Source organism: Pseudoalteromonas sp. SWXJZ10B, assembly GCF_015864475.1.
Classification (GTDB): domain Bacteria; phylum Pseudomonadota; class Gammaproteobacteria; order Enterobacterales; family Alteromonadaceae; genus Pseudoalteromonas; species Pseudoalteromonas arctica.
The window spans coordinates 234,779-247,851 of the sequence record NZ_JADYXD010000002.1 but is presented as its reverse complement, the minus strand read 5'-3'; the positions used below and the strand labels follow the sequence as shown (position 1 = coordinate 247,851).

General features: G+C 37.6%; 11 protein-coding genes and 1 pseudogene. 4 read left to right on the top strand and 8 right to left on the bottom strand.

What is annotated here, in order from left to right; translation table 11 throughout:
• Nucleotides 1–37: 37 nt before the first annotated feature.
• Nucleotides 38–433, top strand: a pseudogene (gene tnpA, locus I6F54_RS03010) (IS200/IS605 family transposase).
• Nucleotides 434–574: 141 nt separating this feature from the next.
• Here the strand turns inward: tnpA and I6F54_RS03000 are convergent.
• Nucleotides 575–3,040 carry an agarase gene (locus tag I6F54_RS03000; protein WP_197139623.1) on the bottom strand — a complete coding sequence of 822 codons (2,466 nt, stop codon included), beginning with the start codon at nt 3,038–3,040 and terminating at the stop codon, nt 575–577.
• A gap of 500 nt (nt 3,041–3,540) precedes the next feature.
• Between I6F54_RS03000 and I6F54_RS02995 the strand changes: the two genes are divergently transcribed.
• Nucleotides 3,541–4,536, top strand: coding sequence for an alpha/beta fold hydrolase (locus I6F54_RS02995; protein ID WP_197139621.1), 996 nt, complete (start codon nt 3,541–3,543; stop codon nt 4,534–4,536).
• 136 nt (nt 4,537–4,672) lie between these two features.
• On the opposite strand, the gene I6F54_RS02990 is transcribed toward I6F54_RS02995, so the two are convergent.
• Nucleotides 4,673–5,101, bottom strand: a complete 429-nt coding sequence (locus I6F54_RS02990) for a hypothetical protein (RefSeq protein ID WP_007586178.1) — start codon at nt 5,099–5,101, stop codon at nt 4,673–4,675.
• Nucleotides 5,102–5,764: 663 nt separating this feature from the next.
• Between I6F54_RS02990 and I6F54_RS02985 the strand changes: the two genes are divergently transcribed.
• Nucleotides 5,765–6,151, top strand: a complete 387-nt coding sequence (locus I6F54_RS02985; RefSeq protein ID WP_007586180.1) for a YkgJ family cysteine cluster protein — start codon at nt 5,765–5,767, stop codon at nt 6,149–6,151.
• Here the strand turns inward: I6F54_RS02985 and I6F54_RS02980 are convergent.
• The 4 genes from I6F54_RS02980 to I6F54_RS02965 form a co-directional block, all read right to left on the bottom strand.
• Nucleotides 6,122–6,463: a hypothetical protein gene (locus I6F54_RS02980; RefSeq protein WP_166418992.1), complete on the bottom strand. Its 342-nt coding sequence runs from the start codon at nt 6,461–6,463 to the stop codon at nt 6,122–6,124. The genes I6F54_RS02985 and I6F54_RS02980 overlap by 30 nt on opposite strands.
• Nucleotides 6,464–6,661: 198 nt before the next feature.
• Entirely contained in the window at nt 6,662–8,584 is a 1,923-nt protein-coding gene (locus tag I6F54_RS02975; RefSeq protein WP_197139619.1) for a beta-agarase, read from the bottom strand.
• Nucleotides 8,585–8,595: 11 nt separating this feature from the next.
• Nucleotides 8,596–9,414, bottom strand: coding sequence for an alpha/beta hydrolase (locus tag I6F54_RS02970; RefSeq protein WP_197139617.1), 819 nt, complete (start codon nt 9,412–9,414; stop codon nt 8,596–8,598).
• 11 nt (nt 9,415–9,425) lie between these two features.
• Entirely contained in the window at nt 9,426–10,535 is a 1,110-nt protein-coding gene (locus I6F54_RS02965) for a Zn-dependent alcohol dehydrogenase (RefSeq protein ID WP_007586186.1), read from the bottom strand.
• Nucleotides 10,536–10,571: 36 nt separating this feature from the next.
• Here I6F54_RS02965 and I6F54_RS02960 point away from each other — a divergent pair, with 36 nt between their 5' ends.
• The gene (locus I6F54_RS02960; protein WP_231616980.1) at nt 10,572–11,426 is read left to right on the top strand and encodes a helix-turn-helix transcriptional regulator; all 855 of its coding nucleotides are present in this window, start codon (nt 10,572–10,574) and stop codon (nt 11,424–11,426) included.
• On the opposite strand, the gene I6F54_RS02955 is transcribed toward I6F54_RS02960, so the two are convergent.
• A complete protein-coding gene (locus tag I6F54_RS02955) occupies nt 11,412–12,689 on the bottom strand; it encodes an NAD(P)/FAD-dependent oxidoreductase (protein WP_197139615.1) in 1,278 nt (425 codons plus the stop codon). The genes I6F54_RS02960 and I6F54_RS02955 overlap by 15 nt on opposite strands.
• A 16-nt stretch (nt 12,690–12,705) precedes the next feature.
• Entirely contained in the window at nt 12,706–13,014 is a 309-nt protein-coding gene (locus I6F54_RS02950; protein WP_166113097.1) for a 2Fe-2S iron-sulfur cluster-binding protein, read from the bottom strand.
• Nucleotides 13,015–13,073 lie beyond the last annotated feature (59 nt).

The following is a 13,073-nucleotide window of genomic DNA, read 5'->3' as shown; positions in this document are numbered from 1 at the left end:
TACTGTATAGACTACTGTATATGAAAGGGTTGTCAAGATGGAATATGAAACTAAATCACACTGCAACTATCTAATAGCGTTACATTTAATCTTAGTTGTGAAATATAGAAGGCAATTGCTACAAGGTAACTTAGGTGAATGTGTAAAACAAAAAATCTCTGAAATTGCAGAGCGCTCAGAATTTAATATTGAAGAGATCGAGGTAGACAAAGATCATATACACATATTGCTTACGATTTCCCCGACCATTTGTGTTGCGAGTTATGTTCGTAGAATTAAACAATCAACGACACAAAGCCTATGGTCGAGATTTAAGTAGTTGAAAAAGTAATTCTGGATCGAGAAAACCTTTTGGTCTGACGGGTATTTTGCTTGCTCAGTTGGAAATGCTTCTGCTGATACAATTCGAAAATACATTCAAGATCAGGGCTAGTTATTCCGATTCATCCCATCGACGCCGCTTCGCGTCGAACAATGGGTTTTCTCGGAAAGATTCGATAAAAATAAAAAACTGCGAATCTATTATATAGATAAACCCGCAGTTTGTTTATTACTTAACCTTTATTACACCTTTTTAGCGAGTAATACGTTTACTCATTTTAAAGTTTTGTAGTGTAAGTGAACTAACAGCGCCGCCAGTGTCTGGAAATGTCACTTCAATACTATTCGTTTTTGCAAGGTCGCTATAAGGTACCGGTATTTCAAGTACACCAAAGAAACGTTCGCGTCCTAACCCTCCATTAACCTGGTCGTACCCTCTAAAATCAGTAGGTACAGCGACTTTATTACCATTAACAGTAACCGTAGGTGTAAGCGACTTACCATGAGGACGACCAACACCTAAGCGTAATACTGCCTCGCCATTAGTTCCTTTATCAACGTTATTAATTGTAAAAAACTGAGTTGAGTTAGCAACAATATCTTTAACCACAGCACTTGCGTAGTGCTTAGTTTCTTGATTAATATTATTAATTATCACATTACTTTGATGACTAATTTTAATGATCATCGTTGACTCTGTGCCCAAATTAACTAAATCAGGTAATACTGTACTATCGTTATCATCAAGGACTGGTTTACCTTGAGCATCAGGATGTAAATGCTTAATGTTTACGCCAGTAACGCTATTAGAACCACCGCCTAAAACACTTAAATCAATATTGGTTGGTGAATTTTCAAGGCTGTTTAATACCAAATAAACATCTTTGCCATCAACATAAGCATCTGCTTGTATATCCAAATCACTCGCCCAGCTATCGATTCGCGTCCCTTTAATATCTGACCAAAGCTGGTAAAACTTAACCATTTCGGTGTAAACCCACTGCTCGCCGGTTTCACCTTCTCCCTCTTTAGCTTGACGTAGTAAACGCCAGTAATACGGAATGGTATCGCTTATACGGCCCCACTCTGCTTTTAATGGAATAAACGGTATGGCTTTATCAATACGGTTAGGCCTTTCCATAAAGCTCATAAGCATAGAGCTCATTGCTTTTAAACATAGCCAATCACGTTGCGGTGTCCATTTAGTGCCAAAAGACCCTTGCAGTTGCGATCCATATTCCGAAATGACTATTGGTTTAATACTCCCCCATTTATAAGCCATGTATTGCTCAACCATATCAAGAGTCGCTTCCATGTTACTACCTTTACGGTATTGCTCTTGATGTTGACCACCAGGGCCGCCTGGAAAGTTTGGAAAATCGTATAAGTGCATCGAAATAAAATCCATTTTATCTCCTGCAATATCTAGAAATGCCTTGTCGCGTTGCTTCCAATTATCAAAATAGTTTGCCCCTTTTTCATAATCAGGAAATGCCACTGTAAAACCGCCTACTTTTACATCGTTCAATGCTGAATTATTATGAACTACATCTGCAACTGAGTTATGTAGCCTAAAGATGTCATATAGACTTTCTTTGTCATAACCTTTATGAGGAAAGTCGTGTAGTTCAAATAGTGGCTCGTTCATAACTTCAAGGTATGTTGGGCGCTTTTGACCTAGAGTATCTGATGCGCCAGCTTTAAAGTACTTTTGTAAAAACTGCGCCATATAATCACCAAGCGCGGTGCCTAGTGGTTCGCCGGCAGTATCAGTTTGCGAAAAAGACCAGTTTTGGTTACCAATTTTAGTACCATCTGGGTAATAAGGGTGCTGCTGTGCTGCGACAATTAAATCACTGTTACGCCCTTCATTCTTTCGCATTGCTTTAGCTTCATCTGTGGTAATATTGGAGTAATTCCATTTAACACCGCCACCATTAGTTGTAGCCGTTACCGCACTTGCATAACCTGGTTTAGCCGAATCTTCTGGTAACTGTGTTAATTGATATTTCATGCTGCCGGTATCGCGGCCAAAATATACATCATAATTTTCTAAAAAGTTCGTCATTAAATTAGGATCAGCATTAGGCGCATTTAAACTTTGAGCATTATTTCCAAACCAGTCACTTTCGGTATTAGATGAGTGCAATGTAATAAACTTACGACGATCAAAACTATCAAACTGACCCACCGCATGCTTAGTATCAATATTAAACTGTACCTTGACTGTATCGTTACTAACGTTTGCACCGCTATTTACTTGTTGCTCAACAACAAACTTACTTTGATTTGCACCACACTGCGATTTAACAACTAAATTACTACCGTCTGATGTGTTAGTTGGTTGAACACATTTACCTCCTGATACATGCTTAATAGCATTAGCCGACGTTTTAGTAAACTTCACTCGGTTATCAAAGTCACAACCCGACCACAAAACAAGTTGCTGTCCATCGACGGGGTTTGCTAAGCCGCCAGGGTGGACGCATAAACCCGACTTAACGTGCTTTATACTCCCACCAGATGTCCAGCTAAACCCTGCTGCATCACCGCTACAGTTATTGTTTAATACTACTTGAGTACCATTTACTGCATTATCAGCGGTTCTAAAACACATTTGTGAAGACGTTTGTTTAATAACAGTGCCAGCGTGTGCATTAAAAACGCTTGAAAGTAATAGCGCGCTCGAAATCGCGCAATACAATGAGCTTTTTTTCATTTTTTGTTACCTATCTTGGTGTGAAAATTAATCCTTTGTGTAAAGGCATCGAATTCACAATCAATATAATGTTAACAATTAACTGTATGCAACAATAAATTAATGATTTGTTCAAATTTCACACTTTAGTACCATAAATAGGCACGTGAATTTAAAGTTTAAATGAACAACATGAACACAATATTTATAGTTACAAATAATAGTCACTTATAACACACACGACAAAAAACAACCGTAAGCATATGTTACTAAATACTTTTTAATTTATCGGCATGAAATAAGTACAAGAATTAAATTTTTATATATGCACTTAGTTTTTTAAGAATATATTTTTTTACGACAGATTCGAATTGATATTTTAGAGGTTAAACTGTTAACAATTATTATATTTTATACTTAGACATTTAAGTAAATTGGAAGTTTTAATGAATGTAATTATTAAGATGGCTGGTCTAATTTGTTAATAAAGCAGTATTACCAAAACATTAACGAGTTTAGTTATGCACCCAGATATACAAAACAATCTTAAAATAAGACCTGCTCACATCGCCTCATTTATTGTGTTTTTATTAGTATCTATGTCTACACTTACCGCCAAAGTGTACGCCACAGATGCTGTATGGCCTTCAAAAACCACTTACAAATATGCAAACGTAAATGGTAAAAAAATATTTTATCGAGAAGCAGGCAAGCAACATGAGCAAACAATTGTACTTTTACATGGTTATCCGTCGTCATCACATAGCTACCGTGAGCTTATTCCGCTTTTATCTGGGCGTTATCATGTGATAGCACCTGATTATTTAGGCTCAGGTTATAGCGACCGCCCAAACCCAGAAACTCAAAAATATACTTTTGAATTACTAGCTCAATACGTTGAAGGGTTACTCACAACGCTTAAAGTAAAGCGCTACAGCCTATATATACAAGACTTTGGAGCGCCCGTAGGCTTTAGAATGCTGTTAAATAATCCTAATAAACTTGATGCACTTATTGTACAAAATGGTAATGCGTATTTAGAGGGGCTAACCCTACCGTGGCAAGCATTTTTTAAAGCCGCGAATGAAGATAGTTCGAAAGCTCAGCAAGATAAAATTTATTCGTTCACGTCTGAACAAGCCATTATTAATAAGCAGTATTTACGAGACGTACAAAGTAACCCAGAAGTGATGAGCCCAGATAGCTGGACGCACGATCTTCACTTTTTACAAACCAAAGCCGATAGAGTAATTCAAGTGCAATTGCTACAAGATTACTACAACAACCTTCTCGACTATCCAAAGTGGCAAGCTTATTTACGCAAGTACCAACCACCAACGTTAATTGTATGGGGTAAAAACGACCCAGCATTCATAGCCGAAGGCGCTAAAGCATACTTAAAAGATGTACCGAACGCTGAACTCTATTTACTCGATTCAGGGCACTTTAGCGTTGAAGAAAAACCAGTAGAAATTGCAAAGTACATTATCGACTTTATGAATAAGCTAGCTCAATAGTAAGCCTTTTATTTTGGTTTAGTATTTATAGCGAACATAAAAAAACGCTGAGGGTATAAACCATCAGCGCTTTATTAAGCTCAAGCTAAATCCACAAAAATCACATTTAATATGGATAAGTTATACTTTTATGTATTTAACCTTCTTCTTCAATAAGCGACTCTAGTAGGTCGTGTATTTCAGCTTTAAGCTCTTTGTCTTCAATTTTATTGGCGCTGACTTTAGCATTTTGAAGGTTTTTAATAGCTTCATCTTTTTGGCCAAGCTCAAGCTGTAATGTAGCCATTGAAAAAGAAACCGACGACATGTGATCTTTGTTATTAATCGCAATCGACTTTTCTAATGCTTTTTCGTAAGTAGTAATTGCCTCTTCTAACTCTTCGGTAAAATCAGCTAAAGTTTCCCATTGTACAGGGTGATCTTTTGAGGTGTTTTCGTTTTCAATACAAATAGCTTTTAATTGAGCAAATAACGACTCAAACTTTTCACGGTTATTTTTGTTAGCCGCCGCCATTAAATCTTCTGCTAGATCATGTACCGCTTTATATACTTTTGTATTCATCATCACTGGTTATCCTTTAATGCAGCTAAACTCATTTACTCACTCAATTTAGCTAAAATGTATCATTACAGTCATTATAAAACGTATTTAAACAACTGATTTATTTAATTTGGTGTATAGCGTAATAATACATTAATAATGAACATCGCGTAGGCGTTAAACACTCTGAGATTAAACTTTATCGCAATTACTCTTGGTAAACTTACACGCTGAATAAACTTGCAACCCAATCCAACGTAAAAATGGTCGTAAAGACTTTAAGTGCAATGACAACTAAAAATAATAGGATGATTGCCGCTTTGGCTTTGCTACTTTTAAGATTGTTCCAATACAATAGCTTTGCATTAAATTCTGTTTTTAACTTAGTGACAGCCTCCTTCATAATAACGCCCTGCTTAGGTATCTGCGCTCAGCAACATTTAACAATCACACAGTTGCTCAAGCGGGGTTTGTAATATTTTTCGCTACCTTTAGAGTAAACCATTAAATAAAGCCTGTACTATATAAAATGTAACAAAGGGTTTTAACTTAAGTTATTGTATCTAACTATTGTTTACACACCCAAAAATTAAAGGATGGGTAAATTCAGTAGAGCGTTAATAATAAATTTGGTGCTACACTAATAACTAACTTAAACTCGTTAACAGCCAACCAAATTAGCAAATTATGAAAGAATGCAACCAGTGTGGTAAATGCTGTATTAAATATGGCGGCGGCGATTTAAGCGCAACGAAAGAGGAAATAGATTTATGGGAGCTCTTTAACCCCGAAATTTATGAATACGTTAAAAACAACGAAATTTGGTTTGACCCAAAAACAGGCTTAAGACTTCAAGTGTGCCCATTTTTAGAAATTGCGCCTAAAAAAGATCCTCTCGCTAAAAATATGTATACCTGCAGTATTTACCTCGACCGCCCAGAGGACTGTCGCCACTACCCAAGCCTCATTCCTGAAATGATCAGAGACGAATGCGAAATGATTGAACCTATCGACATAAAAAATCAAACCAGGGCTCAACATAAACTAGATATACTTATGATTGATAGTCGGTAACTCTCTTTTAAACTGCAACAGGTTATTGGTTATTTTTTTATTTTTAAATAAGAGTAAACGTGTATACCAACAACCTATAGCCACAACAATAGAGCCAAAGCAAATTACAAATAAGGGTATTATAGGCTCATTCCATCCCATTGGAATAATTATAATAAATGGAGTTACACTCGCTAAAAGAACCATAGGTAAATTAAAAACATTAAATTTTTTTAATAAAATTGATATTGGTACCCCATAAACAAGTAGTGCGGGATAAACATAAAATAAGCTTCCGCCAACCATTAAGGCATCTGTTTTCTTTTCGGCCAATAGCACAAGTAAATATAATACACATAAAGATCAATCACTAATGCATACGAATTATGCCATCTATTTTTAAAATTTAATAAGACTTCTGTGATAATTAAAGATTGTCTATGAATTTAAAAAGCGGACGAATAACAACTAAGGCCACTAATAATTAGTGACCTTGCTTTTTATATCATAACAAATAGTTAGTTTTTTAAATTAAATATCATCACTGTACTCAAACGCTTGGAGCGTCACGCTGCTAACAAATCCGCCATCATCAGGATATGTAACTAATATTGTATTATTGGTTTTTAACAGCTCGTTTGGTACTTCGATTTCTAGCATACTAAATACTTGTGGGCGAAATACTTGCTCATCACCGGCATAATCGGTTGGTACAGTAACTAAAGTGTCATTTACTTTAACGATAGGTTGTTGAGCTAAATCATGCTCTCTACCAAAACTTAAACGCAATATACCTTTTCCATATTCACTTATTTTTACATCGTTAATGTTAAATTTAAGCGCTGTATTGGCTTTAATTGCCTGTTTGTAGGTTGTTGCATAGTATTTATGCTCGTCAGACTCAGCAATAATTTTTATATTGTCGCTGAACGTATATTCAATAATTACTGTGGCTTCTGCGCCTATGTTAATGCTTTTTGGTAACTCATTTTTTACACCAATATTTTGTGATGTTGTTGTAAGTGTTGGCTCACCATTAGCAAAGTGCAAGTGCTTAATTTTAATGTTATTAATCGGATTGCTTGGTAGCTCTGTTAAATTTAGCAAGGCGCTATTAGCACTTGTTTCTAAATTACTGATAATTACATATGCTTTGTTATTGTTTACATAACTATCTACTAGTAAGTCGGCTTCGTTTGATTCAGTATTAACACGTGTGCCATTTACATCTGACCACAATTGATAAAATTTAATAATGTCGGTGAATACATATTCATCGCCTGTTTCACATGTTTTTTCGTCATTGTGGCGTAGTAAGCGCCAAGCATAATCGCGTCCCTCATTACCACTCCACTCTGCTTTTGCTAAACTAAATGGAATGGCTTTAAGTATGAGATTCGGTTTAGCCATAAATTGCATCATCATAGGGCTAAACGATTTCATAGTTTGCCAGTCATTTATTGCAGTCCATGGCGTTGCTTCTGTTTTATGGTCACGCCCGCCGTATTCCGAAATCATGAAAGGTTTTACCTTACCTAGTTTAAGCTTTTCGTATTGCTCCATCATATCCATAGTGGCTTCTATACGGGCTCCTTTAAAGTTAGCAACGCCTTTATCGCGGTTTAAGTAGCCAAAGTCATAAAGGTGAATCGAAAAATAATCCATGTATTCACCGCTGGTATCTAAAAATAGCTTCATTCGCTCATCCCAACGATTGAAATTGTTATCGTCAAACCATGGAAAGGCAGTGGTGTACCCACCAATCTTAATACTTGTATTAACTTTTCGTATGCCTTGGGCTACTTCGTTATGAAAAATAAATGTATCGATAGGCTTACCGTGATGTACATCAACAAGTTCGTAAAGTGGCTCATTAAGTATTTCAAGGTATTGTGGGCGTGCTGGGCCTTTGTTCGGTCCTTGGTTGTCATTTCGATAAAATTCATTTACAAAATGTCCCATGTATTGACCCACGGCATCGGTATTAGCAAAGCTCCATTCGCCTTTGCCTTTATGATTACCAATCCAAAACTGATTAATTTGCCCGCCTATCATTACATGGGCTCTATTGTCGTATTTATGAAGCTTCGACAACGTTTTACCATAATAATCTTCGCGAGCAGTTTTGCCATAAGCAGCGATACTCTCAGGGCTTGCGTACCCTAGATTATTTGGGTTTTGCTCAACTTGAGTCGCGTAATACGGCATAGAACCGTTATCACGACCAAAGTACACATCAAGGTCGTTAAGTAAGTAGTCGAGCTTATCTTCTTCCCCCTTCCAATCGGTTGTTGTTAGCATCGAGTGCATAACAATATATTTGCTTCTATCAAAGGTTGATAGGCCGTCAATACTTCGCTTTACGTTTAAATTTACGGATACTTCTGGCTGTGCGACTAAATTGCTTGATGCAGTACATGCAAATGCAATTAAAAGTGAGCTAATGACTTTCATGGGTTATTTCCTTATTTTAATTGTGTGTGAGTTTTGCTTTCTAATTGAGCAAAAAAGATCATAGTTTTAGCTACATGTTCGTGCCAATACTCCCAGCAATGGGTGCCTGCAAAAATATCGAACGTATGAGGAACATTTTTATCAGCTAGCTTTTTTGCAAGCGCAGTATTAGCACTAAAAAGTACATCGTCTTTTCCGCAATCAAATCGCAGTGGCGGTAATGTCTTTTTATTCGCGCTCAATGTTTTAAACACGTCGCCTTTGTACTTATCAGTGGTTTTTTTTAGTGGCTTTAGAGTGTGTTCATCAACAAAGTGATTAAAGTCGTCAAGCTCAGTAATTGATGAATGCGCTGATATACCGCTAAAAATAGTTGGATGCTTTGCACCTAAACATAATGCTCCATACCCTCCCATTGAAAGGCCCGTAATATAAATATTTGATGAGCTCGAGCACATTGGTTGAGTTTGAATAACAGCGCTAATCACATCATCAACTATCCATGCTTCATAATCTGCATTTTTAAGTGGCAAATACCCGCTGCCCTCGGCGTGCGCGCCATCTGATGGCATCACTAATACAAACTCGTTAAGGCCACTGCTACGAAGCTGCTGATACACTTTATGTACGCCCCCTAGCTGGCTCCACACCCAGTGGCTACCATACACACCATGCAGTAATACAATTATAGGTACATTTTTATTACTGGTTGCTTCTTGGTAAATGCTTATATCACCTCGCCCTTTTAAGTGGCTGCTATACGCGGTTAGCGTTACAAAGTTATCAGCGGTGTAGCTGCTATTTGATATTTCTAAACGATGAATTGCCATTTTATACTCCTTTAATCATCAAACACGACGACACCTTTAGCGATACGCCCTGCTAGCATGTCGTCAAAGCCTGTTTGTAACTCATCTAACGAGTAAGTTTTTGTGACTAGCTCATCGAGCTTGAGCTTTTTTGCGTCATAAAGGTCTAGTATTTGAGCAAAGTCGCGCTTAGGATTACATTGCCCGTAGAGCGGATTTATATAAATTTTATCCCACTCAAATAGTTCGCAATCAAAATCTATTTTTTGCTCAATGCCACTCACTTGTACCGCAACTCCCGCGCTGCGTATTAATGCTAATGGCGCTGAACCAAGTGCCGGCACTGCTGTACACTCAAAGGCATAATCGGCTCCGCGACTATTTGTTAGCGCTTTAACTTCGTTTATCATGTGAACTAAATCAGGGTCATACTTTTTAGCAAGTACGGTATGTGTAGCACCAAATGCTTTAGCTTGTGTTAATCGCTCCGGTGACAAATCAATTGCTATTATTTTAGCGGCGCCTGAAATTGCAGCCCCTTGTATTGCATTTAGTCCTACGCCTCCACAGCCTAATACGGCCACTGAAGAACCTGCTTTTACTTTAGCTGCATTAACTACTGATCCGTAACCGGTCATTACGCCGCAACCAACAATACTTGCACTTGGAAAAGGAATGTCACTGTGTATTTTTATAACTGCAGCAGCCTTAACGACGGTGTATTCGCTCATCGTACCTAAATGAAATGAGCGCTCTAAGCTATTGCCATTATGCTCACACGCTTGTTTACCTGCGTGTCCGCATAAACCATTGCCAGTTACGGGGCTATTTACTTCACAAATGTGTAAATTACCCTCTTGGCACTGGAAACACTCACCACACGGAATTGCCCAATTTAGTATTACTTTATCGCCGATAGTAAATTCCGTTATACCTTCGCCCAACTCAACAACGGTTCCTGCGCCTTCATGACCAATGATAAATTTTTTATTCCACGTTTTAATTGAATCCCAATCTGTATGACAAATACCTGAGGCTTTTATTTTAATTTTTACTTCGCCAGCACTTGGTTTTCCGACATTAACGGTATCGAAGAAAAAACCGCCTTTTCCATCTGCAATTGCAGCTTTTGCCTTGTACATGTAGACTCCTAAGTCTCTAAATATAAGTATTATGTTATGAAGCAACCGACAATTTACTGTGAACCGTTTTGTATAAAAGACGGTTACGATTTCGAAATTCATCATGTAAGTTATCTTCAGCACGATAGCTATTCATGTTTTATGCACTTTCATCAGGTGCATGAATTTATATTTTTTGAACAAATTGACGGCACTTATTTTTATCATCAAGGTGAATCGATTCTTTCTGATTTTGAGGCCGTTTTTACACCCGCTATGGAAACCCACGACTTTGCTTTAAATCCGCGCCCTAAATCTTGGTATATTGTGCAATTTATGCCTGAACGCCTTAATAATCAGGCCTTACAAGAATTTATAGAATTACTAAAAACTGGTTTGCATTTAAGCTTTAGCATTGAAATACAAAAAAGGATTCATAAGTTGCTCGCTTGGATGCTTAGCGAATTTAACGAAAATCCTAAAAGTAAAACCTGTGCTCAACTGTTTGATAGCTTAATCACTATGGTGTGCGAATATGGTAAAAGCAGTTTATCTAAGCAGCAAACGTCATTAAGTAGCTCAGCAAGTTTTAAAAAGCTTGCTCCGGTAATTAATGAGCTTAAAACAAATAACGGCCTTAACCTGTCACTTGAGCAAGCCGCAGCCCTTTGCCATTTATCACCTTCGTATTTTTCAAGGGTATTTAAAAATCACTTTAGAGTGCCTTATTCCGACTACCTGATTCAGCACAAGTTATATAATGCCGCACGGTTACTCGGGCAAAGTGATGTTTCGGTGACTGATATATCTTACGATTTAAGCTTTTCTAGCCCGTCGTATTTTATTAAGCAGTTTAAACATCACTTTAAAGTGACTCCGCATCAGTATCGACAGCAGTTACGCCTGAAATAACTGAGGTTTTGCAAGTGCTATAGTCAAATTGTTCAATACCTGTTTGTTTACCTTTAAACCTTGCTTAATAGCCTGTGTGCCAAGTACATAGGCCTTTGCATAATTAACAGCTTCCACACAAAGCAGTGTGTCGTTATTAAAGTACCAAAGTGAAAATTGACCGGGAGCTTCTTGGCGCTTAATAATCTCGTTATAGCCTTGTGATAAACCTACTATTTGTAATTTATATTCGTATTGATCTGACCAAAACCAAGGGAGTGCAGGAGCTGACGTATTATTTTTAGCTAAAAACTGCGCAGCAACTTTAGCTTGGTCAACTGCGTTTTGTACCGACTCAAGTCTGATCCAACGATTATAAATTTTATTAAAATGAATAGTGCAATCACCAATTGAGTAGATATCAGGGTGTGATGTTTGGCATACGTCATTTACTTTTATGCCTTGCTCAACCACCAGCTCAGCATCTGTTGCAAGTTGTGTATTTAGCCTTACACCTACGCCAATTAAAATAAAATCGGCGGGATACTCACTGCCATCACTACATTGCACATAATGTTTATTGTTTGTGTGCTTAATTTGTACAATATCTTTTGCTGTTTGCAGGTCTACCCCCTTCGTTTTGTGTAAATCAGTTAAAAAGTTAGACATAGCAGATGATGTGACTCGCGATAGTATTTTTTCTTGTTTTTCGATAACCGTTACTTTAGCGCCAAGTGCAATAAAGGATGACGCCGATTCAAGGCCGATATAACCTCCACCAATAATCACCACTTCTTTGTTAGTGCTTGCACTTAGCGCTTTTTTTATTGCTACGGCATCACTATGTGTTCGCATTGCGAAATATTGAGAGGTGCCATATTCATCTACAGTTTCACTAAGGCCTTTAATGGGGGGTATAAAGGGCGAGCAACCAGTCGCGATCACTAATTTATCAAAATCTAGTTGTTTATTATTTTTAAGAGTCACTGTTTTGTTTTGCTTGTTAATTGCAGTAACACGCTCACCTAAACATAAATCTATATGGCTATCTGTGTAGGATTTTTGCACCTTTAAAGGTATTGATTTTACCTCTAACGATTGCAGCGTTTTTTTAGACAGCGGTGGCCTGTGATATGGCAGTTCAGGATCGCTATCGAGTAACGTAATTTTACCCAGCCAACCTTGCTGGCGTAAGTTAAATGCAAAGTTAACGCCGCCATGGCTTGCACCAATAATAACAACGCTTTGCTGCAGTGAGTTTGGCTCTAATTGTGTGTTTTGCATAATGCTGTACCCGCTTTTAATTGGCTACTCTGAAGGTCATGCCATCAATATTTTCAGACACCTCAATTTGGCAACATAAACGGCTGTATTGCGTTACGTTATCGTCCAGCTCTAGCATGTCGCTTTCTATCTCATCGGGTTTACCTACTTTTTTAAAGTCATCCGGTGTTAAGTAAATATGACACGTTGCACACGAACATACACCGCCACAATCACCATCAATACCAGCAACACCATTTGCTGATGCCAGTTCCATTAGCGAGCCACTGTCGCCCTCTACTTCAACTGCATCGTTTTTTTTGGTTATAAATATTACTTTCGCCATCGTATTAATCCTCTACTTTTACTTGTTACTGTATTTATTTAACTATTTTCTACGGTGTT

Coding starts and splice junctions, on each gene's coding strand:
- I6F54_RS03000 (WP_197139623.1), bottom strand. CDS start 3,040: ATGAAAAAAAGCTCATTGTATTGCGCGATTTCGAGCGCGCTATTACTT.
- I6F54_RS02995 (WP_197139621.1), top strand. CDS start 3,541: ATGCACCCAGATATACAAAACAATCTTAAAATAAGACCTGCTCACATC.
- I6F54_RS02990 (WP_007586178.1), bottom strand. CDS start 5,101: ATGATGAATACAAAAGTATATAAAGCGGTACATGATCTAGCAGAAGAT.
- I6F54_RS02985 (WP_007586180.1), top strand. CDS start 5,765: ATGAAAGAATGCAACCAGTGTGGTAAATGCTGTATTAAATATGGCGGC.
- I6F54_RS02975 (WP_197139619.1), bottom strand. CDS start 8,584: ATGAAAGTCATTAGCTCACTTTTAATTGCATTTGCATGTACTGCATCA.
- I6F54_RS02970 (WP_197139617.1), bottom strand. CDS start 9,414: ATGGCAATTCATCGTTTAGAAATATCAAATAGCAGCTACACCGCTGAT.
- I6F54_RS02965 (WP_007586186.1), bottom strand. CDS start 10,535: ATGTACAAGGCAAAAGCTGCAATTGCAGATGGAAAAGGCGGTTTTTTC.
- I6F54_RS02960 (WP_231616980.1), top strand. CDS start 10,572: ATGAAGCAACCGACAATTTACTGTGAACCGTTTTGTATAAAAGACGGT.
- I6F54_RS02955 (WP_197139615.1), bottom strand. CDS start 12,689: ATGCAAAACACACAATTAGAGCCAAACTCACTGCAGCAAAGCGTTGTT.
- I6F54_RS02950 (WP_166113097.1), bottom strand. CDS start 13,014: ATGGCGAAAGTAATATTTATAACCAAAAAAAACGATGCAGTTGAAGTA.